General features: G+C 70.7%; 22 protein-coding genes. 7 read left to right on the plus strand and 15 right to left on the minus strand.

What is annotated here, in order from left to right:
- Positions 1-11: 11 nt before the first annotated feature.
- Both MFF64_RS00565 and MFF64_RS00570 read right to left on the minus strand, forming a co-directional pair.
- A complete protein-coding gene (locus MFF64_RS00565) occupies positions 12-719 on the minus strand; it encodes an MlaC/ttg2D family ABC transporter substrate-binding protein (protein ID WP_238189107.1) in 708 nt (235 codons plus the stop codon).
- Between the two features lie 4 nt (positions 720-723).
- On the minus strand, positions 724-1797 hold the full coding sequence (locus MFF64_RS00570; RefSeq protein ID WP_099904046.1) for a lysylphosphatidylglycerol synthase domain-containing protein: 1074 nt from the start codon (positions 1795-1797) through the stop codon (positions 724-726).
- 293 nt (positions 1798-2090) lie between these two features.
- Here MFF64_RS00570 and MFF64_RS00575 point away from each other — a divergent pair, with 293 nt between their 5' ends.
- The 3 genes from MFF64_RS00575 to MFF64_RS00585 all read left to right on the plus strand — a co-directional run bounded on the left by MFF64_RS00575 (position 2091) and on the right by MFF64_RS00585 (position 5213).
- Positions 2091-3275 (plus strand): amidinotransferase, encoded by a 1185-nt coding sequence (locus tag MFF64_RS00575; protein ID WP_099904050.1) that lies wholly within the window; start codon positions 2091-2093, stop codon positions 3273-3275.
- Positions 3276-3440: 165 nt separating this feature from the next.
- On the plus strand, positions 3441-4736 hold the full coding sequence (locus MFF64_RS00580; RefSeq protein WP_238189110.1) for an SDR family oxidoreductase: 1296 nt from the start codon (positions 3441-3443) through the stop codon (positions 4734-4736).
- 3 nt (positions 4737-4739) lie between these two features.
- On the plus strand, positions 4740-5213 hold the full coding sequence (locus MFF64_RS00585; protein ID WP_099901997.1) for a DUF2269 family protein: 474 nt from the start codon (positions 4740-4742) through the stop codon (positions 5211-5213).
- A 44-nt stretch (positions 5214-5257) separates the two neighbouring features.
- On the opposite strand, the gene MFF64_RS00590 is transcribed toward MFF64_RS00585, so the two are convergent.
- The 9 genes from MFF64_RS00590 to acnA form a co-directional block, all read right to left on the minus strand.
- Positions 5258-6145 (minus strand): DUF3313 domain-containing protein, encoded by an 888-nt coding sequence (locus tag MFF64_RS00590; protein ID WP_099901994.1) that lies wholly within the window; start codon positions 6143-6145, stop codon positions 5258-5260.
- 254 nt (positions 6146-6399) lie between these two features.
- The gene (locus MFF64_RS00595) at positions 6400-7188 is read right to left on the minus strand and encodes an SDR family NAD(P)-dependent oxidoreductase (RefSeq protein ID WP_099902442.1); all 789 of its coding nucleotides are present in this window, start codon (positions 7186-7188) and stop codon (positions 6400-6402) included.
- Positions 7189-7306: 118 nt separating this feature from the next.
- The gene (locus tag MFF64_RS00600) at positions 7307-7513 is read right to left on the minus strand and encodes a hypothetical protein (protein WP_099902446.1); all 207 of its coding nucleotides are present in this window, start codon (positions 7511-7513) and stop codon (positions 7307-7309) included.
- Between the two features lie 151 nt (positions 7514-7664).
- Positions 7665-8270 carry a glutathione S-transferase family protein gene (locus tag MFF64_RS00605; protein ID WP_099902444.1) on the minus strand — a complete coding sequence of 202 codons (606 nt, stop codon included), beginning with the start codon at positions 8268-8270 and terminating at the stop codon, positions 7665-7667.
- 208 nt (positions 8271-8478) lie between these two features.
- On the minus strand, positions 8479-9681 hold the full coding sequence (locus MFF64_RS00610; protein WP_238189112.1) for an alpha/beta hydrolase: 1203 nt from the start codon (positions 9679-9681) through the stop codon (positions 8479-8481).
- A 173-nt stretch (positions 9682-9854) separates the two neighbouring features.
- Positions 9855-10067 carry a NepR family anti-sigma factor gene (locus MFF64_RS00615; protein ID WP_099903885.1) on the minus strand — a complete coding sequence of 71 codons (213 nt, stop codon included), beginning with the start codon at positions 10065-10067 and terminating at the stop codon, positions 9855-9857.
- 291 nt (positions 10068-10358) lie between these two features.
- On the minus strand, positions 10359-11048 hold the full coding sequence (locus tag MFF64_RS00620) for a metal ABC transporter permease (RefSeq protein WP_238189114.1): 690 nt from the start codon (positions 11046-11048) through the stop codon (positions 10359-10361).
- Positions 11049-11174: 126 nt separating this feature from the next.
- The gene (locus tag MFF64_RS00625; RefSeq protein ID WP_099903887.1) at positions 11175-11480 is read right to left on the minus strand and encodes a hypothetical protein; all 306 of its coding nucleotides are present in this window, start codon (positions 11478-11480) and stop codon (positions 11175-11177) included.
- Between the two features lie 145 nt (positions 11481-11625).
- Positions 11626-14325: an aconitate hydratase AcnA gene (gene acnA, locus MFF64_RS00630; protein WP_238189115.1), complete on the minus strand. Its 2700-nt coding sequence runs from the start codon at positions 14323-14325 to the stop codon at positions 11626-11628.
- A 378-nt stretch (positions 14326-14703) separates the two neighbouring features.
- Between acnA and ccmA the strand changes: the two genes are divergently transcribed.
- Positions 14704-15366 (plus strand): heme ABC exporter ATP-binding protein CcmA, encoded by a 663-nt coding sequence (gene ccmA, locus MFF64_RS00635; RefSeq protein WP_099903208.1) that lies wholly within the window; start codon positions 14704-14706, stop codon positions 15364-15366.
- Positions 15366-16034 (plus strand): heme exporter protein CcmB, encoded by a 669-nt coding sequence (gene ccmB / locus MFF64_RS00640; RefSeq protein WP_238189117.1) that lies wholly within the window; start codon positions 15366-15368, stop codon positions 16032-16034. Before ccmA ends, ccmB begins: the two co-directional genes overlap by 1 nt.
- Positions 16035-16067: 33 nt before the next feature.
- On the opposite strand, the gene MFF64_RS00645 is transcribed toward ccmB, so the two are convergent.
- Positions 16068-16448, minus strand: coding sequence for a response regulator (locus tag MFF64_RS00645; protein WP_099902527.1), 381 nt, complete (start codon positions 16446-16448; stop codon positions 16068-16070).
- A 221-nt stretch (positions 16449-16669) separates the two neighbouring features.
- On the opposite strand from MFF64_RS00645, the gene MFF64_RS00650 reads away from it, so the two are divergent.
- A complete protein-coding gene (locus MFF64_RS00650) occupies positions 16670-17023 on the plus strand; it encodes a hypothetical protein (RefSeq protein ID WP_099902525.1) in 354 nt (117 codons plus the stop codon).
- A 56-nt stretch (positions 17024-17079) separates the two neighbouring features.
- On the plus strand, positions 17080-18060 hold the full coding sequence (locus MFF64_RS00655) for a ferredoxin reductase domain-containing protein (protein ID WP_099902523.1): 981 nt from the start codon (positions 17080-17082) through the stop codon (positions 18058-18060).
- A 9-nt stretch (positions 18061-18069) separates the two neighbouring features.
- On the opposite strand, the gene MFF64_RS00660 is transcribed toward MFF64_RS00655, so the two are convergent.
- The 3 genes from MFF64_RS00660 to MFF64_RS00670 all read right to left on the minus strand — a co-directional run bounded on the left by MFF64_RS00660 (position 18070) and on the right by MFF64_RS00670 (position 23381).
- Positions 18070-18933, minus strand: a complete 864-nt coding sequence (locus MFF64_RS00660) for an MBL fold metallo-hydrolase (protein WP_238189119.1) — start codon at positions 18931-18933, stop codon at positions 18070-18072.
- A 79-nt stretch (positions 18934-19012) separates the two neighbouring features.
- Positions 19013-20044, minus strand: a complete 1032-nt coding sequence (locus tag MFF64_RS00665) for an SDR family oxidoreductase (RefSeq protein ID WP_099901152.1) — start codon at positions 20042-20044, stop codon at positions 19013-19015.
- Positions 20045-20192: 148 nt separating this feature from the next.
- Positions 20193-23381 carry an efflux RND transporter permease subunit gene (locus tag MFF64_RS00670; RefSeq protein WP_238189121.1) on the minus strand — a complete coding sequence of 1063 codons (3189 nt, stop codon included), beginning with the start codon at positions 23379-23381 and terminating at the stop codon, positions 20193-20195.
- Between the last annotated feature and the right edge of the window lie 45 nt (positions 23382-23426).

Genomic DNA, 23426 nt, shown 5'->3' on the forward strand with positions numbered 1-23426 from the left:
CAGCGCCGCGTCTACTTCGCGGCCGGCGCCGTGGGAGCAGGGGCCGTGGAAGCAGGGGTCTTGGGCGCCGGTGCCGCCAGCATCGTCTCGGTGGACTTGCGCAGATGGGCGAGCAGGCCGTCGGCGCCGCCCTCCTGCAGCGGCTCGGAGAAGCCGGTGCGCAGGGTGCCGGCCTCGCTCACCGTGCCCTGGAGGTAGACGTCGGTGATCCGGTTGTCGGCGTTCAGCACGTAATCGACCGGGGAGGTGTCGCCGCTGCCGTCTGTCACCGTGACGTGCACGATGTGGCCGTTGCCGCGGGGTTCGCTCTTCGGGTCAATCGCGAACGTGCTGCCCGTCGCGGCGCTCAGCCGCGTGGCGTAGGTCGCCGCGAGGTAGGGCTCGAAGGCGGCGATCAGGGCCTGCTGCTTGTCGGCCGGGATCTCCTTCCAGCGGGTGCCGACGCCGAGGCGCAGCATCGCCGGCAGGTCGAAATTCTCCTTCATCGGGCCGGACAGGATCTCGGCCCGGGCGCGCACGTCGCCGGCCTTGAGCGCGGCCTCGAGGGCGTCGGTCATGCGACGCACGGTGGCGACCGCCGGGTCGCTCTCCCCGGCCGCGGGTGCGGCGGGTGCAGGAGCGGCGGTCTGAGCCAGGGCCGGCAGTGCGGCCAGAGGCAGCGCGGCCATGAGAAGGCCGGCGATCGTCAGGCTGCGCAGGGTCTCGCGTCGGGTCTGCACCAGATCACTCTCCTTTGGCGTCGACGGGCGCCGCGGCGTAGCCGTAGGCGGGCCCGAGAGCCCGGCGCGGGCGGAAACGCGCCCGCAGGGCCGCGCCGATCCCGGCCGCCGGAGAGCGGCCCTGATCGGCGTCGTTTTCCATGACGTGCCAGAGCATCAGGCTCGGCAGCCCGACCGCGAGGTCGGCGAGGCGCTTGATCAGCGACAGGGCGAGCGCCGCCTCGGCCGGGATACCGAACACGGCGCAGAGCGCGATCAGGCCGCCCTCCTGCGCGCCGAGCGCCCCCGGCACCGCGAAGGCAGCGCCGCGCACCGCCTGGGCCAGGCTCTCGATCACGATCGCCTCGAGGAAGCCGACCTCGTAGCCCATGAAGCGCAGGGCGATCCAGACCTCGAGGGTGCCGATCACCCAGCCGAACAGGTGCGTGGCGATGGCGGTGAGAATGCGGCCGCGGGCGGCGTAGAGGCCGCGCAGGTGCTCGAACAGCACGTCGACCGCGCCGAAGATGCGCCACTCGCGCTGGCCGGCGAAGCGGTTGATCGCCGCCTGGAGCAGGCTCTGCCCGAAGCGGCGCTGCACGAGGTAGAACGCCACCAGGGCCGGAGCCGCCACCACGAGGCCGAGCCCGACGTAATGCACGATCGGCCCGTCGCCCCCGAGCGCCACCAGGATGCCGAGGCCGGCGAGCGTGAACAGGAACTGGGTGAGCGCCTGGACCATCAGGTCGACGAGGGTGGTGGCGCCCGACAGCGCCCCCGACACCCGATGCAGCGTCAGGAGCCGCGCGCCGATCAGGTCGCCGCCGACCTGCGCCACGGGAAGCAAGGTGTTCACCCCCTCGCGCACGAATCGCACGCTGATGCAGGCGCGCAGCAGCGGCCTGTCGCTGCGGGGAAACACCACCCACCAGCCGAGGCCCGCCCAGGCGACGGCCACGAAGCGCGCCACCACGACCAGCACGGCGCCCCAGCCGGACGCCCACAGGGCTGCCGCGACCGCCTCCGGCCCCGAGGAGACGAACAGGCCGATCACGGTGCAGAGGCCGGCGATCAGGCCCAGTGTCGTCAGTCGCTTCATGACCCTCTTTCTGTCGCAGCGGCGGCGACCCCGGGGGCGCGCCATTCCGGCAACGGAGTCGAAACAAAGCAGCGCCGTTGCATCCCGGCACGTTGCAGCTTTGATGGGCGCTGTCTATCACCGCCCGGACACAGTGCCGGCGAAACCGGCATGCTCCACCGGCGCGGCGCGCCCACCCAAGCAATGCCGCAAGCCTATGTTATGGCGCAGCTTCATCCCCGCCCCGATTCGGCCGGCGGGGGCCGGATCTGCGAAGGAAGGCCGCTCACGACGGCCGTCAGGGGATGAACAGCATGGATCGGGAGACGACCTTCGAGGCCGAGCGCGGCGCGCTCGACGACACGGCCGCGCACGACCTGGCGGCCTTCGGGGGCGATGCGCCTGGCCGGGCCCCGGCGCCGCAATCGCCGGTGATGGCCTGGAACGAGTGGGACCCCTTGGAGGAGGTGATCGTCGGTTCGCTCGACGGCGCCACGATCCCGACCCACCACCTGACCGTGATCTTCAACCTGCCGCGCGCCGCGCAGCCGTTCTACCGGCTCGCCTCCGGCTGGAAGTATCCCAAGTTCATGAAGAAGCTGGCCCAGCAGGAGCTGGACGGCTTCATCAAGATCCTGGCCGGCGAGGGCGTGAAGATCCGCCGCCCGGATTCAATCGACTTCTCGAAGAAGTTCCGGGCGCCGCGCTGGTCGTCGCGCGGCTTCTGCGTCGCCTGCCCGCGCGATCCGTACCTGGTGATCGGCGACGAGATCATCGAGAGCCCGATGTGCTGGCGCTCGCGCTACTTCGAGGGCGACGCCTACCGCTCCCTGTTCAAGGAGTATTTCCGGGCCGGTGCGCGCTGGACCTCGGCGCCGCGGCCCCAGCTTACCGACGAGCTCTACAACTACGACTACCGGGTGCCGAACCTGAAGGCCGGCGAGCCGATGCAGTTCACGGTCAACGAGTTCGAGCCGGTCTTCGACGCGGCCGACTTCGTGCGCTGCGGCCGCGACCTGTTCGTCACTCGCTCCAACGTGACGAACCTGATGGGCATCGAGTGGCTGCGCCGCCACCTCGGGCCGGGCTTCCGCATCCACGAGATCGAGAGCCGCTGCCCGCAGCCGATGCACATCGATTCGTCGTTCATGCCGCTCGCCCCCGGCAAGGTGCTGGTCAATCCCGACTACATCGACGTCGAGAAGCTGCCGGCGGTGCTCAAGACGTGGGACGTGCTGATCGCACCGCGCCCCGACCCCGTCGAGGGCTTCATGAGCAAGATCTCGATGTGCTCGCCCTGGACCTCGATCAACGTGCTCGCCATCGACGAGAAGAAGATCGTCGTCGATTCGAGCCAGCCGACGCTGATCAAGGCGCTCAAGGACTGGGGCTTCGACCCGATCCCGACGCCGTTCCTGTCCTACGGCCCGTTCGGCGGCTCGTTCCACTGCGCCACGCTCGACGTGCGCCGGCGCGGCGTGCTGAAGTCGTATTTCTAAGACGAGCGTCGGCTTCCCTGAAAGGAAGATGAAAACTCCCGCGTCATCCCGGGTCCGCTGTGCGGACCCGGGATGACGACCCCGTGTCATTCGCAGTTTCGTTACCAACGACCGGTCATTGAGGACATCGGCACGAAGCCGTCCGTTACGTAAGGCCGTCGCCCGATGAGGATCCTGGTACTCGGCGGCTATGGCCTGATCGGCTCCGCCGTGCTCGCGTGCCTGCTCGACGCTGGCCACTCCGTCACCGCCCTCGGGCGTGACACCAGGGCGGCGCGGCGCCGCTGTCCAGAGGCGACCTGGATTGACCGTGACATCGCGGCCCTGAGCGATCCCACCGCGTGGCATCCGGTCGTCGCCGGCTGCGAGGCGGTGGTGAACTGCGCCGGCGTGCTGCAGGACGGCCCCCGCGACGACGTGCGCGCCGTCCAGGACATCGCCATGCGGGCGCTGTTCCGCGCCTGTGCCGAGGTCAGGATCGGCCGGATCGTGCAGGTCTCTGCCGTTGGCGCCTGTCCCGACGCGCGGACCGCCTTCATGCGCACGAAGGATGCGGCCGATGCCGCCCTAGCGCAACTCGACCTCGACTGGACGATCCTGCGCCCCGGCCTCGTGCTGGCCCCGACCGCCTACGGAGGAACCGCCCTGCTGCGGGCGCTCGCCTCCGTGCCGCTCGTCCTGCCGGTGGTCGGAGGGGCGGGGCCGATCCAGACCGTGCACGTGGAGGATGTGGCCGAGGCCGTACGCCTCGCCGTGGAGGGGCAGGTACCGGCCCGGGCCGTTTACGACCTCGTCGAGGACGAGGCGCATGCGCTGGGCGAGGTGGCCGCGGCGTTCCGGGCCTGGCTCGGCCACCCGCCGGCCCCGGTCGTCGCGGTACCGCGGCTCCTCGTGCGCCCGGTGGTCGCCCTCTGCGACGGTCTCGGCCGGCTCGGTTGGCGCTCGCCCCTGCGCAGCACCGCGCTCGTCCAGGTCACCGAGGGCGTCATCGGTGATCCAGGGCCCTGGCAGCGGGCCGGCGGCCCGGAACTGAGCGGGCTTCGCGCCAGCCTGCGCCGCCTGCCCTCGACCGTGCAGGAGCGCTGGTTCGGCCGGCTCTGGCTCGTGAAGCCGGCCGTCATCGGCGGGCTGGCTCTGTTCTGGCTCGTCTCGGGCCTCGTCGGGCTGGTGCGGTTCGATGCGGCAGCCGCGGTGCTGACGGAGCGCGGCGTCGGGCCGGGAGCGGCCGATGCCGCGGTGGCAGCCGGCATCGTGCTCGACCTGGTCCTCGGGGCCGCGATGCTGGTACGGCGCCTGATGCCGCTCGCCGCGCTCGCGATGATCGGCGGCACGCTGGCCTACCTGGTGGCCGGAACGTGGCTCGCCCCCGACCTCTGGGCCGATCCCCTCGGAACTTACGTGAAGATGCTGCCCGCCGCACTCCTGGCGCTGGTCGCCCTCGCGCTCGCCGCCGAGCGCTGAAGGATGCCGTGGATCGACCTCCTGCGTTGGCTGCACGTGATCGGCGCGACGGTGCTGTTCGGCACCGGATCCGGCATCGCCTTCTTCATGCTGGTGGCGCACCGCACCCGCGACCCGGTTCTCGTTGCCCATGTCGCCGGGACGGTGGTGATCGCCGACGTTGTGTTCACGGCGACCGCCGCCGTGGCTCAGCCGCTGACCGGCCTCGCCCTCGCCCATCTCGTCGGCTGGCCGCTGAGCGAGGGCTGGCTTCTCGTGTCGATGGGACTCTACGTCGTCGTCGGCCTGTTCTGGCTGCCGGTGGTGGCGATCCAGCTGCGGATGCGCGACCTGGCGCGGGCCGCCGCCGCGGAGGGGCGGCCGCTCTCGCCGGCCTACGACCGACTGTTCCGGATCTGGTTCGCCTGCGGTTGGCCGGCCTTCGCGGTGATGCTGGCGATCCTCTGGCTCATGACCGCGAAGCCGTCACTAAGCTGAGCATCTCTGGGCTGAGCATCCCTGAGCTGAGGCGCCCTACCCCGTCACCGTCCGGCCGTCGGCCCCTTGTCGGTCCAGTCCGGCGGCAGGCCGAAGGAATCGCCGATGATGCCGTCGACGCCCGGGGCGCGGCCGAAGGCCTGGCAGTCGGGATCGCGGGGCATCTCGCCGAGCACCGTCACGCGGACGCGGTCGTAGGTCGGGATGGTGAGCTCGGACTCGAACGGGTCCTGGCCGGTGGCGAGATACGAGCCGAAATCCTGGCCGAAATCGCCGGCGAGGTCGTAGATGTCGGCGACGGGCGAGAACCGGGCCTGGTTGGTGAAGGAGTTGGCGCCCCCGGCCCACACCATTGCGGCGCGCTGCTGGCGGCGCGCATCCAGGGCCTCGGCCTCGACCGTGAGGTCGCCGAGCCCGATCGGCAAGCGCGGCACCGGCACCTTGCCGACGGTGTCGGCGAAACCGACACCGACCTGCGCGGCGATCGTGATCGCCGCCGAGGCGCCGACGGCGACGCCGGAGGCCGGCACGTTGGTGAGGCCGGCGCGGGTGATGTTCGCACGCACGGTCAGGTCGGCCGGGCCGGACGAGACCACGTCGTAGCGCAGCGACAGCTCGTAGCAGAGCGCCCGGTCCGCCGCGTTGGCGACGACCTGGCGCTCCTGCTCGGTCACGGCGGGACCGGAGACGAGCGCGGAGAAGGTGGTGGGGATGATGCGGACGGTCCGCACCCGCGCCATCGCAGCCTTGTCGATGAAGATCCGCGACTTCGTGGCGGTGGCCTCGCTCGGCGTCAGGTGATCGTAGCGCGTCAGCAGGCCCGTCTGGGTCAGCACCGGCGTGGCGCAGCCCGCCAGCAGCGCCAAGGTCGCCACGGCCGCGACGCGGCGGGCGGCCCGCGCGTTCAAGGCAGCCTTGATTGTCGTCCGCATTCGGTCGCTTTCCCGGATCGCGCGAAGCCGCACCCACGGAGACCCTGCAAGGCTCAACCCTGCGAGGATTCCCGGAGGCCGGCTCCCGGCGGCGCAAGGGCGGGTCCGTCCGGACTCGCCGCGCCGTTATGCCGTTGAGCCTAACCGTCGCCGCGACAGGGGGAAAGCCGAGCTTGGCAGCAGCACTCGCTTCGGCCCAGGCTGTAACGCTTCGGCCACATTGTTTCCGAGGGTCAGGGTCCTAGACGGACCGTTCAGGCCAGAGCCGCCATGCTGCAGCTCTGGCCGCCATCCACAGGCAGGCACACGCCGGTGATGAAGCGGGCCTCGTCGGAGGCGAGGAAGACCGCCGCGTGGGCGATATCCCAGGCCTCGCCGAGGCGGCCGAGCGGCACCCGGCGGTCGCGGCCGGATTCCGGAGTGCCGGTGCCCCGGCACTCGTCGGCGAGCGTCGTGTCGAGGAGGCCCGGCAGGATCGCGTTGGCCCGGATACCGTCGCGGGCATATTGCATCGCCACCGACACGGTCGCCTGGTTCACCGCCGCCTTGGCGGCCGCGTAGGCGAAGGCCGGCGTGCCGGTCCAGCGCCGGGAGGCGACCGACGAGATGTTGACCACGGCGCCCGACCGCCGCGCCCGCATCCCCGGCAGCACCGCCTTGCAGGTGCGCCACACGCCGCCGACATTGACCTCGATCGCCCGCCGCCAGGTCTCCTCGTCGAGATCCTCCGGGCCGCCGGCCTCCGGCATCCCGACATTGTTGTGCAGGATGTCGATGCGGCCGAACCGCGTCTCGCCGACGGCCACCGCCTTCTTCACCGCATCGTAATCGGTGACGTCCGCGCAGAGCGCCTCGGCCTCGTTGCCCTCCTCGGCGATGATCTGCGCCGTCTCCTCGGCGGCGGCGAGCAGCCGGTCGACACAGATCACCTTGGCTCCCTCGCGGGCGAAGGCGACGGCGACGGCCTTGCCGTTGCCCCAGCCGGTGCCCGCGGAGCCCGCTCCGAACACGATCGCGATCTTCTTCAGCAGGCGTGTCGACATGGCCCGAGCCTCCGTCCTCGACGGAGACTCGCGACAAAGGCCCGCCCCGCGCAACGGGCGGGGAAGCAGGGCGGCCAGGATTCGCCCGCATGGATCGGGCGGTGACAGGCGCCTCCCGTCAGGCCCGGGCGGACCCCGCCCCTCTGGCGAAGCGCCAAGCCGCGACCGCGCCCGCCACGGCGAGGCAGAGCTGGGCGAGGCTTCCCTCGCCCAGATGGGCGTGCCCGAGATCGAGACGCACGGCGAGACGCACGGCAAGGCCGGTGGCCCAGTACCCGAGGCAGAAGGTCAGGGCGGCGAACAGGAGCGCGACGAAGTCGTTCATGAGCGAGACCCCCGCAGGCGAGGACGCGACCGCATCGTCCTGCCGGCCGGCGAGACGATGCGGGACCATGTAGCCCGAGCAGGCTTGCCCGAGGCCGGTCTGCCCGGCAGGAGCAAGAGCCGCGCCAGACCACCCGCCCCAAATCAGCCCCTCACTCCGGTCGCGTCGCCTGCATCGACGGGCGCGCACCGAAGCGCGCGTACCACTCCGCCGCGGCCGGGGCGCGCTCGCGCCAGCCGAGATCGGGCAAGCGAAGGTCGAGATAGCCCAAGCCGCAGCCATAGGTGATGGTGGCGATGTCGACCCGCTCGCCGAAGGCGGGCGCTGCGGCCTCGATCTGCGCCAGCGCATCGACGATCTTTTCCCGCTGACCGGCGACCCAGGCCGGCGAGCGCTCAGTCTCCTGGCGTACCCGGGTCTCGTAGACGCAGAGCAGCGCCGCGTCGAGCAGGCCGTCGCCGGTCGACTGCGCGGTGAGCGCCGTCCAGCGCGCCGGGCCAGGAGCCGGGAAGAAACCGCCCTGCCCGAGATGATCGAGATACTCGCAGATCACCCGGCTGTCGGCGAGCATCGTGCCGTCGTCGAGGATCAGGGTCGGCACCTGCGCGAGGGGGTTCTGCGCTCGGATGTTCGCATCGCGGTTGATCGGGTGGGCCGCCGCGGACAGCAGTTCGATCCGCTCGAATAGCCCGAGTTCGTGGGCGACGACCAGCACCTTGCGGACGAAGGGAGAAGCCTTGGCATAGAAGAGTTTCATTGGGTTCCTCCGGACTTCTTGATTCTAGAAAATTTGCTCGCGACCTCGTCCTGAGATTTGCGAAGAGCCTCGACGGAAGCCCGCAATCGTCTCCGCGATCTCTGGATATCTTCTTCAAGGCTCACCCCATTCGCACCTCAGGATGAGGTCCTGTGCGGGGTGAACTCGTGGCCTGCACGATCCATGACCGTGAATCCGTGCTTCAGGCTCACTGCCCCCTCGCCGGTGCCGCCGGCTTGGCGGCGGGCTTGGGCGGAGCCGCCGGCGTTGCGCCAGCCGCAGCGGGCTTGGGCGGGGTCGGCGGGCGTGGTGTCTCGAGGCTGAGGCGGCGCACCGGCCAGCCGTCGCTCCAGCGCTCCATGTCGATGAAGCGCGGGTTGCTCTTCAGGCTCGCGGCGTTCTGGCCCGAGAAGGCGGCAGCAGCCGCCATGTCGAAGGTCTTCCAGAAGGCGAGGTAGTCGAGGCTGTCGGTGCCGGCGGCGTTGATCTGGCCGACCAGGACCGTCTGCTCGCCGGTGAGGGTCATGTCGGCCGACCACTTGAACGGGGCCGGCTTCTGCTTCGGGTCGGGGGTCGGCAGCTTCAGCTGCGCCACATCGTAGGCCGGGCTGCCGCCGGCGGGCGAGGCCAGGGTGGCGGAGAGGGCCGGGAAGCCGTGATCGTCGGAGAGCGCGCGGACCATCAGCTTGTGGTCGATCGGCACGGCGCTCGCCTCCCGCATCACGCGCCGGGCGGCGATGTCGGCGGCGCGGGCATCCCGGTCGCCGATGACCGTGACGATCATCGTGGCAGGGTCGATGGCGTTGAGGTCGTGCAGGGCGATGCCCCGGGCCTTGTCGTCCCGGGCGATGCCGCCCGGCATGACGCCGAAGATCAGTCTCGGCACCGGCAGGCCGGTCTCCTTGGCATGGGCGGCGAGGTTTGCCGCCAGCGGCACGCCGGCGAGGTGGCCGATCAGCGCCACCCGGCTCGTGTCGGGTTTGGCCTCCTGGTCGCCGGCGAGTTCGGCCAGGGCGTCCTTGATCAGGGTCGCGGCGACGCCGCTCGCATCCACCGGCCTGGTGCGCCCCACTTCCTGGAAGCGCGGAAAGAGCACGAGGGTGCCCGAGCGTGCGAGATGCTCGATCCAGGCGCCGTAGGCCTGCGGGTTCACCGCGCCCCAGGCGTGCAGCATCACCACCACCGGCCGCCCCTGCGCCGGGGCGGCGCCGTTGCCGTAATAGGCCAGGGTGACCGCGCCGGCCCGGCCCAGCACCCGCTTCACCACGCTCGCGGCGGAGTAGGCCTGCCCGCCCGGCCCCTCCTTCGGCTGGGCGGGCGGCGTGGCGGCCCCCGCGCCAGGCACGCCGCCGAGAACCGCGAGGGCGAAGGCGAACGGAAGGGCGAGGCGGATACGGGAGAGCGAAGGCATGAGGCTGGGGGGCTGGCGGCTCGGGAGGCGCACCCCACACTGTTTCGCGCCCGCACTCAAGGCGTGATCGCGCAGAAGCATAACCGTTCGTTGAGCTTGTCGCTTCCGCGGTACAGTCACACCCCGAGCCCCCATGAGCAGGGGCGGAGTCCCGGCGGGTCCCGCGGCAGATTCTAACTGCGCCCCTCCGGCTCATCCCCCAGCACGGCATGCAGCCGGCCGATCAGAGCATCGAGTTCCTGAGGAACCGGTTCGTCGGTCACGTCGGTGTACATCGCCCGCAAATCGCACCCGAGCTTGGCGAGAAGCAGCGCATCGGCGAAGGACGACGCAGTCGTGTGCGTCTGTCCGTAGCTCGCGGCGTGGTTGCTCGGGATCAACTTCATGGCACGACTACGGGAACGGTGGTCCCGGCTCCGTTAGGGAAAAGGGTGAGGTCTGCGGCGCGGATCGGCGCCCGAAGGTTCGATGACTGTCGGACGATGACTTGCGCCGGATCGACGGCTCGCCATGAACAACGCGCTTCCGGGAGGGCAGTTGCGCCCGATTCTCGGGCGAACGCCCGGACCAGAGCTGGTCCCGTGCTCCCGCGCACGGGACCGCGGCCGATTCCATCACGCGTCCCGACAGTTAACTCATATTAACCACGGTCGGGGAGCGGTGGTCAGGGTCCTGCCCTACATCGGCGGCGTCAGGCCGTCCTTGCCGACCGAGATGCTGCGCGCCTCGAGCCGGTCCCCGTCCCGGACGGCCGAGGCGAAGACCTTGGCGCCCGGCACCAGCACCGCCCGGTCGGCCGGCTCCAGCATCACGATCGGCGTGCCGGGCGGCACCGCGACCGCGAGGCTCTGGCCCTTGTACGAGACCGTGAGGGTGCGGCCACCGCCGACGCTGGAACCGCTGCCTCCGACGGTGCCGTTGGTCATGCTGGTCTCGACCTCCGGGGCTTTAACCGTCCCGTTGGTCATGCTGGTCTCGACCGGGCCGCTGCCGGGGCCGTCGGGCAGCCGGTCCCAGGGGAAGTGCCCCTCGCCGGTTCCGCGCAAAGCCTCGGGGAAGATCAGCACTTCGAGGGCGATCGGCGGGTCGCCGGGTTGAGCCCCGGCCTTCGCGGCGGTGCCGATGAAGCTGCCGTCCTTGACCTGTTCGAGGCTCGCCGGCGCCAGCTGCGCCACCCGCGTGCCGGCGCCGAGCCGGATCGTCTCCGCCGTACCGGCGCGGGTGCGGATGGTGACCGCGTCCGCCTCGACGCGCTCGATCGTGCCGCGCAGGCGCTCGACCTGCGGCGCGGCCAGTACGCTGCTCGTGTTGACCGCGCTCGCCGCGACGGTCAGGCCGGCGGCCGCGATCGTCCTGAGGAGGGTCATGGGAACTCCGGGGCCAGAAATTCGGGGAATTCGAGCTCCGGAACGAGGAGCCCCGGCTGTTATGGTCCGCCCCAGAGGCGCCGGCCATCGCCTCGCGCACACTTGATCGTGCGGGGAGCCGCGGCCTCAGGCCTCCTCGTCCTCCTCCGGCTCCAAGGTCGCCTTGACGGTGTCGAGCACCCGCCGGGCGAGGTCGGAATCGGGATCCTCGCGGGTGAGCGCGTCCTCCAGCATGGCGAGGAAGCCGCCGAGCTGGTGGCGGTAATGGTCGGAATCGACCCCGCGCAGGATGCCGGCGACGAAGCGCACCGCCATCTGCAGCGCCACCTGCTTGGCGGCGACATCCGATTGCGCCTCGGAGAGCCGGGCGATCATCTCGCCGTGGCGGGCCGAGAGCGTGGTCAGGCCGTTGATCTTGTCGTCCGGGCTCATCGCGCGTCTCCCGAGAATAGGAAGGGGGCCCTTCCTGCCGGAAAGGCCCCCGTCGTGTAGCGGTTCCCGAGAGCCTGTCACGGGCTTCCGGGTGTCTGGAAGCTCTCCCTTTCGGGGATCGCCCGAGGGGAGAGGCCGGCGCCCGTTACGCCGCGAGCTGGCGCAGCACGTAGGGCAGGATGCCGCCGTTGCGGAAGTACTCCAGCTCGTCGAGCGTATCGATGCGGCAGGTCAGCGGGACCTCCTTCACCGAGCCGTCGGCCGAGGTGATCTTGGCGGTCAGGGTCTGGCGCGGCTTCAGCTCGCCGGCGAGGCCCTCGATCGTCACGGTCTCGTCGCCCTTCAGGCCGAGCGAGGCCCAGGAATCCTCGCCCTGGAACACCAGCGGCACCACACCCATGCCGACCAGGTTCGAGCGGTGGATGCGCTCGAAGCTCTCGGCGATCACGGCGCGGACGCCGAGGAGCTTGGTTCCCTTCGCCGCCCAGTCGCGCGACGAGCCGGTGCCGTACTCCTTGCCGGCGAACACCACCAGCGGGGTGCCCTCCTGCTCGTAGCGCATCGCCGCGTCGTAGATGAACATCCGCTCGCCCGACGGCTGGTACAGGGTGTAGCCGCCCTCGACCACGTTGCCGGCCTCGTCGCGCACCATCTGGTTCTTGATGCGGATGTTGGCGAAGGTGCCCCGCATCATGACTTCGTGGTTGCCGCGGCGGGTGCCGTACTGGTTGAAGTCCTGCACGCGGACCTGGTGGTCCTGCAGGTACTTGCCGGCCGGCGAGGCCGCCCGGATGTTGCCGGCCGGCGAGATGTGGTCGGTGGTGATGGAGTCGAGGAACAGGCCGAGGATGCGGGCATTGACCACGTCCTCCACCGGCTTCGGGGTCTTCTCCATGCCGACGAAGTAGGGCGGGTTCTGGACGTAGGTCGAGCCGCCGTTCCACGCAAAGGTCTCGGCTTCGGTGACCTCGACGTTCTTCCAGTTCTGGTCGCCGCCGAACACGTCGGCGTAGCGCGACTTGAACAGGGCCGACGTGATGTTGGCCTCGATGAACTCCTGGACCTCGGCGGTCGAGGGCCAGATGTCCTTCAGGTAGACGGGCTGGCCGTCCGAGCCGGTGCCGAGGGGCTCGGAGGTGATGTCGACCTGGAGCGAGCCGGCGAGTGCATAGGCGACCACGAGCGGCGGCGAGGCGAGGTAGTTCGCCCGCACGTCGGGGTTCACCCGGCCCTCGAAGTTGCGGTTGCCCGAGAGCACCGCGGCGGCGACCACGTCGTTGTCGTTGATCGCCTTCGAGATCGGCGCCGGCAGCGGGCCGGAATTGCCGATGCAGGTGGTGCAGCCGAAGCCGACGAGGTTGAAGCCGAGCGCGTCGAGGCTCGATTGCAGGCCGGCCTTCTCAAGGTACTCGGCGACGACCTGCGAGCCGGGAGCGAGCGAGGTCTTCACCCACGGCTTCGAGCGCAGGCCCTTGGCGACCGCGTTGCGGGCGAGGAGGCCCGCGCCGATCATCACGCTCGGGTTCGAGGTGTTGGTGCAGGAGGTGATCGCCGCGATCACCACGTCGCCGTGGCCGATGTCGAAGTTGGCGCCCTCGACCGGGTAGCGCTTGGCGATATCGGCGGCCTTCTTGAATTCGGTCTCCATCGACTGCGCGAAGCCGGGCTTGGCACCGTCGAGGAGCACCCGGTCCTGCGGACGCTTCGGGCCGGCGAGCGAGGGCTTCACGTCGCCCATGTCGAGCGCGAGCGTGTCGGTGAAGACCGGGTCCGGGGTCTGGGCGTCGCGCCACATGCCCTGCGCCTTGGCGTAGGCCTCGACGAGGGCGATGCGGTCGTCGGCCCGGCCGGTGACCTTCAGGAAGTCGATGGTCTTCTGGTCGACCGGGAAGAAGCCGCAGGTCGCGCCGTACTCGGGCGCCATGTTGGAGATCGTCGCGCGGTCGGCGACCGACATGTCGTCGAGGCCGGGGCCGTAGAACTCCACGAACTTGCCGACCACGCCCTTCTTGCGCAGCATTTGCGTGACGGTGAGCACGAGATCGGTGGCGGTGGTGCCCTCGGGCAGCTTGCCCGACAGCTTGAAGCCGACGACCTCGGGAATCAGCATCGAGAGGGGCTGGCCGAGCATGGCCGCCTCGGCCTCGATGCCGCCGACGCCCCAGCCGAGCACGGCGAGGCCGTTGACCATCGTGGTGTGCGAGTCGGTGCCGACGAGCGAATCCGGGTAGGCGACCTCGGAGCCCTCGAAGGGCTTCGTCCAGACGGTCTGCGACAGGTACTCGAGGTTGACCTGGTGGCAGATGCCGGTGCCCGGGGGCACGACCGAGAAGTTGTCGAAGGCCGACTGGCCCCACTTCAGGAAGGTGTAGCGCTCGCCGTTGCGCTCGTATTCCAGCGCCACGTTGTCGGCCAGGGCCTTCGGGGTGCCGAACTCGTCGACGATGACCGAGTGGTCGATGACGAGGTCGACCGGCACCAGCGGGTTGATCTTCTGCGGGTCGCCGCCGAGGGCCACCATGGCGTCGCGCATCGCCGCGAGATCGACCACCGCCGGCACGCCGGTGAAGTCCTGCATCAGCACGCGGGCCGGGCGGAAGGCGATCTCGACCTCGGTCTTGCCGCGGTTCTCCAGCCAGCCGACCACGGCCTCGATGTCGGCCTTGCGGACCGAGCGATCGTCCTCGTAACGGAGCAGGTTCTCGAGCAGCACCTTCATCGAGAAGGGCAGGCGGCTCGCATCCGGCAGGCCGTTCTTCTCGGCCTCGGGAATCGAATAGATGGTGTAGGTCTTAGCCCCGGCCTGGAGCGTCTGGCGGGCCTTGAAGCTGTCGATCGATGCCACGGCGTGGTCCTCACGAGGGGTTGTCGAACACGGCACAGGCAGGACCTGCGCCACTACCAAGTGTTCGGCCGGATGCGCTGCGGATTCGGCCCTGCCTGACGCAGGGAAGACCCGTGTGCCGCCCGCCCTCGCCTGACGGCGGGAATCGGACGGTGCGCGCGCCGCCCCGGGGGTGCCCGGACTGGGATGCGCGAAGGACGGTTTGGACGCCTCTGAAGGTCGCGCGGCGCAGCCGGGGATGCGTATAGAACACTTCGAAACTGGCCGCTACGGGTCTGGTAGCCGCGCAATCGGTCATTCTCGCCGGGGCAGGCATAGCGTAAACGCGGGCTATCCCCCCTCCCGTCTGCGGAGCCCCCTGCCCTTGGATCGCTCCCCTTGCGCCTGATCGCCGAGGACCTCGCCTGCCGGCGCTCCGGCCGACGCATCTTCGCCGGGCTCTCCTTCACCCTGGAGGCCGGCGAGGCACTGACCGTCACCGGCCGCAACGGGGTCGGCAAATCGTCGCTGCTCGCGATTCTCGCCGGGCGGCTGCGGCCGGAGGCCGGGCGCCTGATCGCGGAGAATGTCGGCGAGCGCACGATCCCCGAATGCCTCCACGTCGTCGGCCACCGCGACGGGCTGAAAGGCGCGCTCACGGCGCAAGAGAACCTGAGCTTCGCCCGCGACCTCCTGGGCGACGCCGACCTCGAACCCCGCGCGGCGCTGGCCCGCCTCGGCCTCGCCCACGCGGCGGGATTGCCGGTGGCCTACCTGTCCGCGGGCCAGCGCCGGCGGGTGGCGCTCGCCCGGCTGCTCGTCTGCCGTCGGCCGCTCTGGCTCCTCGACGAGCCGACCGCCGCCCTCGACGTCGCCTCGCAGGACGCGCTCGCCGGCCTGATGCGGGCGCATCTGAGTGACGGCGGCCTCGTCATCGCGGCGACCCACCAGGCACTGGGCCTGGAGAGCGCGCGCGAACTCTCCGTCGAGGCGTTCCGCACCAGCCGGGCCGATCTCGCGGCCGATCCTTTCCAGGTTGATTCTTCGGCGGAGGCCGTCTGATGGGCCGCGCCTTCCTGGCGGTGGTCGCCCGCGACCTGCGGCTGGCCGGCCGCATCGGCGGCTCCGGCGCGCTGTCCCTGGTGTTCTTCCTGATGATCGTCGCCCTATTGCCGTTTGGCCTCGGGCCCGACCTCAACCTGCTCGCCCGGATCGGGCCCGGCCTCCTGTGGATCGCCGCGGTGCTGGCGACCCTGATCGGCCTCGACCGCCTGTTCCAGGCCGACGAGGAGGACGGCTCCCTCGATCTCCTCTCCGGCGCCCCCGCGCCGCTCGAACTCCTGGTGCTGGCCAAGGTCACGGCGCACTGGCTCACCACCGGCCTGCCCCTGGCGATGGCGACGCCGCTGTTCGGGCTCCTCGTGGCGCTCAGCCCCACCGGCATGGCGGCGACGAGCCTGACGCTCCTCGTCGGCACCCCGGCGCTCACCTTCATCGGCGCCGTCGGCGCGGCGCTGACCGCCTCGATCCGCCGCGGCGGCCTGATCCTGGCGGTGGTGGTGCTGCCCCTGATGGTGCCGACCCTGATCTTCGGGGTCTCGGCGGCGGACGCGGCCTTGGGCGGCACGGTGCCGTTCACGACGCCGCTGGCCATCCTGGGAGCCCTGAGCCTCGCCGCGGGCGTCGTCGGCACGGTGGCGGCGGCGGCGGCGTTGCGGTCGGGGGAGTAGGGCTTTTTCCGTCTCCCCCGACGGACGCGCCCGCTACATCCGGCCCCCGCCTACCGGCTCGGCGCAGAGCGCGCCCAGGGCCTCCACCAGGCGGTCGGGGTTGAGGGGCTTTCTCAGGATCGGCAGGTCCGGCCACATCAGCCGCATCGCGCGGGGCAGCACGCCGCCGGTGCAGATCAGGACCGGCACGCCCTTGCCGATCAGGCACTCGGCCGTGGGCGTCGCCTCGCCGTCGGCGAGGTTGAGGTCGAGGATCGCGACGTCGATCTCCTCGAGGTCGATCAGCGCCAGGGCCTCGCGGTTGGTGCGGGCCGGGCCGACGGCGTGGGCGTTCGAGCCGGTGACGATCTCGGTCAGCTCCAGGGCGACCAGCGCCTCGTCCTCGACGATCAGCACCCGTCGTCCGTCCAGCATCGCGATCTCCGTGGGTTCCGGGGCGGGCGAATCAGCATCCGCTCCAGGTCGCGGGGCGAGAGTGTGTCGGCAGCTCCGTTCGGTCAATCGCGCGAATGCGAGCGTGACGCTTAAACGCTCCTTAACCATGACGACAGCATCGTCAGCCTGGCCGTGAGCGGATGCGGCGCCCCCACGAGGGTGCGGTCCGGACGGGCGGTACGAGGCGCGGAGAGGCGGCGATGGGCGAGGCGGCGTTTGACATCTCGGGCCGGGAACGGAGCGGCCCGGATTTCGACCTGGTGCGGCGCCTGCTCCTCCCGCCGGGCTGGCTCGGTCCCCGGCCCTACCGGCTGCCTCCGCCCGACGAGGCGGAGTTCGAGGAGGTCGACGACCTCGTCGCCCAGCTCGAGGCCGAGAACAAGGTGATGAAGGCCGTGCTGCGCTCCGAGCGGGAGGCCGCGGCGGAGCTGCGCGCCCAGGTCGCGGCGCTCACGATCCAGCAGGCTGAAGGCGAGGACATGCAGGAGGACCTGCGCACCGACCGCGACCGCTGGGCCTCGCTGGTCGAACGCCTGCTGTTCGCGCCGCGCTGACGGCGCGCGCTCCCCTCGCCCCGTCACACCGCCAGATCAGTCGCACGGAGACGGCCATGAGCCCCCGCTGCTCGCTCGTCGTCAACGGCAAGCCCGTCCGTGTGGCGACCGGCGACACGCCCCTCGACGCCGCTTTGCCCCGGACGGTCGCCGCTGGCCGCGACGGCGTGATCCAGGATTCCGTGTTGCAGGAGGCCCTGCCGCGCCTGCGCAACACCAGCCGCGCCCGGCCCCGCCTCGGCGATGGCGCCGCCACCCGGCCGGGACCGGCCCCCTCGCCCCTCGCGGTCCTGCGCACGGCCAAGCGGGCCGGCACGCTGCTCTCCGCCACCCCGCTCTCGGGGGCGGTGATGGAGGTGGTGGTCACGGTCTCTCGCAGCCTCGACGTCGCTCCCGGCCAGGCCGTGGAGGTCGCCTTCGCGGGGCTGCCCGCCCGGCCCTACTGCCCGACCCAGCGCATCGACGGCAATACCGAGCTCAACGAGCTCGTCTTCCACCTGCGCCGCGACCGCGGGGCGCTGGGCCCCGCCCTCGGCGTGGCGGTGCATCCCGGCCACGCCGTGCGGATCAAGGGTCCCGCCGGCGGCACGCCGTACCGCCCCGGGCCCGGGCGCCTGATCCTGGTCTCGGCCGAGACCGGCTTCGCGCCGATCTGGGCGATCGCCCGCGCGGCGCGCCACCTCGAGACCGGCCGCGAGATGGTCGTGGTAGCCGGCGCCGCCGACGCCGACGACCTCTACATGCGCCCGGGCCTCGCCTGGCTGCGCGGCACCGGCGTGCAGCAGATCACGCTGGCGGCGAGCCGCGACCGCCGCGGCCAGTCGGATGTGCGCCACGGCCCCGTCACCGCCCACCTCCCGACCCTGCGCGGCAGCGACACCGTCCACGTCGCCGGCCCTCCGGACATCGTGCGGGCGGTCGAGCGGCTCTGCGACAGCGTCGGCGCCACCTGTGCCGCCCTGCCGTTCCTGCCGGCGCGCAGCCGCGCCCGGAGCCTCGTCACCCCGGGGGACACGGGCGCGCAGTTCGGGCTGTGACGCGAGGACTTAACGCAGGTCGGCGACCGGCACCGGGTAGGCGTGCGGCCGCCCGGCCAGCATCGCGTCGATAAGCCCTAGCACCTCTGTCTTCCCGACATTCGCCGCCTGCTCGAACGGCGTCCAGGTCTGGTGGAAAGCCAGGGCGGCGAAGACCGCGCGGTAGCGGGTGAGTTCGGCGTGGGTCAGCGGCACGCCGCGCACGAAGGCCTTGTGGGCCGAGATCGTCAACGCCTCGCGCGGATCTTTCGGGTTCAGCTCGAACTTCAGCGCGTCGCCGCAGAACACGATGCCGCGGGTCGAATCGTGCAGCACGGCGTGGCCGTCGAAATGGCCGGCGGTGCGATGGAGGGTCAGGCCTGGCAGGGGCTCCAGACCATCGTCGTAGGGCCAGGAGACCTGGAGCGCGGCGCTCCAGGTGAAATCCGCCGCCGGCAGGCACAGTTCGGGATCGAACCGGTCCTGAAGCTGGGGCAGCGCGCCGTAGCTGTGGGGATGCGAGGCCGACAGGACCTTCATGCCGCCCAGGGCCTCGATGTGGTCGAGCGCCGCCTCGCTGAAGACCGGGCAGCCTTCGAACCCCATGTTGCCGTCGGGCGTGACGATCAGGTAGGCGCTCGGCCCGATACCGGTGACCGGCTCGTTCCAGAACTTCCACACCCCCGGCTCGACCTCGGCCCAGTGGCACGGGAACGACCTCTGCGCCTCCGCCACGTCGCGGAAGCGCCAGCCGTCCTGCGGCACGACGTGGCGGGCGTCGAGGCACATCGGGCAGCTCGGCGGAGCCGCGAAGTGGCGCTGCCAGAAGCCGCAATTGTCGCAGACGAAGCTGGGAAGCTTGAGGGCGCCCGCGAAGGGCAGGTAACCAGGCACGCGAGACCTATCGGGGCAGCCTTGAAGGGAAGTCCCGAGATAGGGCGCGCGCCTGGGGCGGCGACGGTGCCTCCGCGCGTCAGAACACCCGCGGCAGGAGCCGGCGACGCCGCCGGCCGAGATGGCGCGCCGCGCCCGCGCCGATGGCGAGCGCCGCCGCACCGCCGACGCAGAGCGCCGCGAGGCCGGCGACGAGAACGTCGCGTTGGCGGTCGGTGAAGAACTCGCTGCGGGTCGGCGTCGTCTTGTCGGCGAAGCGCCCGTCGATGGCCGCCGGCCCCGGCGCGGGCTCGAACAGGTTGCCGGGCTTGTCGGGGGCCGCCGCGCCGATCTGCGCGTCCCAGCCGCGGGCCATGAACCGGTCGGCGAGGGCCGGCGACGCCACCTGCATCAGCCCCATCTGCACCGTCGAGCGGCCGACCCAGATGTCCCGGCGCCGATTGTGGGCCGCGAACAGGATCGCGTCGGCGCAGAGCCGGGGATCGAAGACCGGGGCCGGGATGTCCTGCTCGGCGCCGGTGCGGGTCCGGGCCCAGCCGAATTGCGGCGTGTTGACTGCCGGCAGGTAGACCACCGTCAGGTTGATATCGACGCCCTCGTGCAGCAATTCCGAGCGCAGGCCGTCGGTGAAGCCGGTCACCGCGTGCTTGGCGGCGCAGTAGGGCACCTGCAACGGCATCGACCGCAGCCCCAGGCCGGAACTCACCTGCACGATCGTGCCGCGGTTGCGCGGCCGCATGTGGCGGAGCGCAGCGAGCGTACCCCAGACCTGGCTCAGATAGGTGGTCTCCGTGACCCGCCGCCATTCCTCGGGCGTGATCTCCGGGATAGGCGCCACGATCGACGACATTGCGTTGTTGACCCAGGTATCGATCGGCCCGAGCTCGGCCTCGAACCGGTCGGCGGCGGCGTTCACCGCCGCGACGTCGGCCATGTCGGCCGAGATCGCCAGAACCGCGCCGCCGTGCCGGCGCAAAGCGGCCTCCGCATCGCGCAGGCGCCCCTCGTCGCGGGCGACGATGCCGACCGACCAGCCGTCCCTGGCGAAGGCGTGGGCGGTCGCCAGACCGATCCCCGCCGTGCCGCCCGTCACCACCGCCACCCGCGCCACGCGCGCCTCCCATCCCCGTGGAAACAGCCGGGCAATGCGGAGAGTGGCCGGCCGGTTCGGGTGCGGCGGTGACGCACCGTGACGGAAAACGCCCCCGGACGGTGCCGTCCGGGGGCGCTGGAGGAGATCGGGGGGGGGCAGGCTGTCGTTACCGTGCCGGCTCGGGCTCGCCGTGATGGTCGTCCACCCCGCGCCAGCGGTTGATCCGGATCAGGATGTTGCGGATCACCACGTAGAAGACCGGGGTCAGGAACAGGCCGAAGATCGTGGCCCCGAGCATCCCGAACAGCACCGCCGTGCCGAGCGCCTGGCGCATCTCGGCGCCCGGACCGGTCGCGAAGGCGAGCGGCACCACGCCGAGGATGAACGCGAAGGCGGTCATCAGAATCGGCCGCAGGCGCAGGCGGCAGGCCTCGACGGCCGCCGCGACCGGCCCGCGGCGCTCGCTCTCCTCGATCTGGTGGGCGAACTCGACGATCAGGATCGCGTTCTTGGCGGCGAGACCGATGAGAACGATGAGGCCGATCTGGGTCAGGATGTTGTTGTCCTGAGCCCGGAACTGCACGCCGGCCAGCGCGGCGAGCACGCCGGTCGGCACCACCAGCAGGATCGAGAGCGGCAGCGCCCAGGATTCGTACTGGGCCGCGAGCACCAGGAAGACCAGCAGCACGCCGAGTGCGAAGACGTAGATCGCCGTGTTGCCGACCGCCTTCTCCTGGAACGCGATCTCCGTCCACTCGAAGCTCATGCCGTCGGGCAGGGTCTGGCGGGCGAGCTTCTCCATCGCGTCGAGGGACTGGCCCGAGGAGATGCCCGGCCGCGAATCGCCCTGCACCGGGATCGAGTAGTACAGGTTGTAGCGCTGGACGATCTGCGGCCCGGAAATGTCGCGGATGTTGGCCAGCGTTCCCATCGGCACCAGGGCGCCGGTGGAGGAGCGCACCTTGAGCCGCTCGATGTCCTCCTTCTCCATCCGGTACTTGGCGTCGGCCTGGGCCCGGACCTGGTAGATGCGCCCGAAGGTGTTGAAGTCGTTGACGTAGGCGCCGCCGAGATTGACCTGGAGGGTCGAGAAGACGTTGGCGAGCGGCACGTTCAGCATCCGCGCGACGGTGCGGTCGATGTCGAGGTAGATCTGCGGCGTGTCGTTGCCGAAGGTGGTGAACACGCGGGTGAGCGCCGGGTCGCGGTTGGCCGCGCCGATCAGGTCGCCGGAGACCTGGAGCAGGCGGGCGATATCCGCGCCCTCGCGGCTCTGCACCTGCATCTTGAAGCCGCCGGCATTGCCGAGGCCCCGCACCGGCGGCGGCGGGATCGCGATGATCCTGGCTTCCTGCATCGGCGCGGTCTTGGCGAGCACGTCCTGCAGGATCTTGCCCGCGGTGCGTCCCTTGGCGAGGCGCTCGGCGAAGGGCTTGAGCGGCAGGAACATCACCGCGCCGTTGGTGGTGTTGGTGAAGGTCGCGCCGTCGAAGCCGGCGATGACCACGGTGTTGCCGACGCCGTCGATGTCGAGGGAGCGGCGCGACACCTCCTGCACCACTGCGGTCGTGCGCTCCAGCGCAGAGCCCGGCGGCAGCTGCACCACCACCAGCAGATAGCCCTGGTCCTGGAGCGGGATGAAGCCCGTCGGCGTGGTGCGCACAAGGTGCAGCACGCCGTAGATCACCCCGGCATAGAGCAGCAGCATCGCCAGCAGCGGCACCAGCCGCCCGGTGAGGAAGCGGATCGTCGCGGCGTAACCGTTCGCCGTCGCGTCGAAGGCGCGGTTGAAGGTGTTGGCCGCCCAGGCACCGAACCGGGCCAGGAAGAAGCGCGGCTGGTGATGCTCGGAATGGGGCTTCAGCAGCAGCTTGCAGAGCGCCGGCGACAGCGTCAGCGAGTTGAACATCGAGATGATGGTCGAGGCCGCGATGGTGAGCGCGAACTGCCGGTAGAACTGGCCCGAGATGCCCGGGATGAAGGCGGTCGGGATGAACACCGCCGACAGCACCAGCGCGATCGCCACCACCGCGCCGCCGACCTCGTCCATGGTCTTGTGGGCCGCCTCGCCGGGCGAGAGCCCCTCGGCCATGTTGCGCTCGACGTTCTCCACCACCACGATCGCGTCGTCGACGACGATGCCGATGGCGAGCACGAGGCCGAACAGCGTCAGGTTGTTGAGCGAGAAGCCGAGCAGCGCCATCACCGCGAAGGTGCCGACGAGCGAGACCGGAATCGCGATGATCGGGATCATCGCGGTGCGCCAGCTCTGCAGGAAGACCAGGATCACCACCACGACGAGAACCACCGCCTCGCCGAGAGTCTTGTAGACCTCGTGTACCGACTCGGCGATGAACTCGGTCGGGTTGTACGCGATCTTGTACTCGAGGCCGGGCGGGAAGTCCTTGGCGAGCGTCTTCATCAGCGCCTGGACCTGCTCCGCCGCCTCGAGGGCGTTGGTGCCGGGGCGCTGGAAGATGCCGACGCCGATCGCCGGCTGGCCGTTGAGGAACGACTTCGTCGTGTAGTCCTTCTGCCCGAGCTCGACCCGGGCGATGTCGGAGATCCGCACCAGGCGCCCCTCGGACGCCTTGACGATCACCTTGCGGAACTCGCTCGGGTCCTGGAACCGCCCTTGCGTCTGCACGGTCAGCTGGAAGGCCTGGTCAGCGGGCGCCGGCGGCGCGCCGAGCGCGCCCGACGCCACCTGGACGTTCTGCTCTTGCAGCGCGTTGATCACGTCGGTGGTCGAGAGCTGGTAGGAGGCGAGCTTGTTCGGGTCGATCCACAGCCGCAGCGCGTATTCCGATCCGCCGAACACCGTGATGTCGCCGACGCCGTTGAGCCGCAACAGCGGATCGCGCAGGCGGAGGTAGATGTAGTTGGCGAGGTAGTTCTGGTCGAAGGTGCCGTCGGGCGACAGCACGTGCACGACCATCATCAGGTCGGGCGAGGACTTGCGGACCGTGACGCCGAGGTTTCGCACGTCGCCGGGCAGGCGCGGCTGGGCGACCGAGAGCCGGTTCTGGACCAGCACGTTGGCGATGTCGAGGTTGGTGCCGAGCGCGAAGGTGACGGTCAGCTGCATGTTGCCGTCGTTGGTCGACAGCGACGACATGTACAGCATGTTGTCGACGCCATTGATCTCCTGCTCGATCGGCGTCGCGATGGTGGCCGCCACGGTCTCGGCGTTGGCGCCCGGATAGGAGGCGCGCACCACCACGGTCGGAGGCACGATCTCGGGATACTGCGAGACCGGCAGCGAGATGTACGAGACGTAGCCGATGATCAGGATGACGATCGAGGTCACCGAGGCGAAGATCGGCCGGTCGACGAAGAAGTGGGCAAAACGCATCGGTGGGCCTCTCGCGCCCTTGCACGGGCGTGGCGCTCCCTCGCG

This window comes from Methylobacterium frigidaeris (assembly GCF_022179185.1).
GTDB lineage: Bacteria > Pseudomonadota > Alphaproteobacteria > Rhizobiales > Beijerinckiaceae > Methylobacterium > Methylobacterium frigidaeris.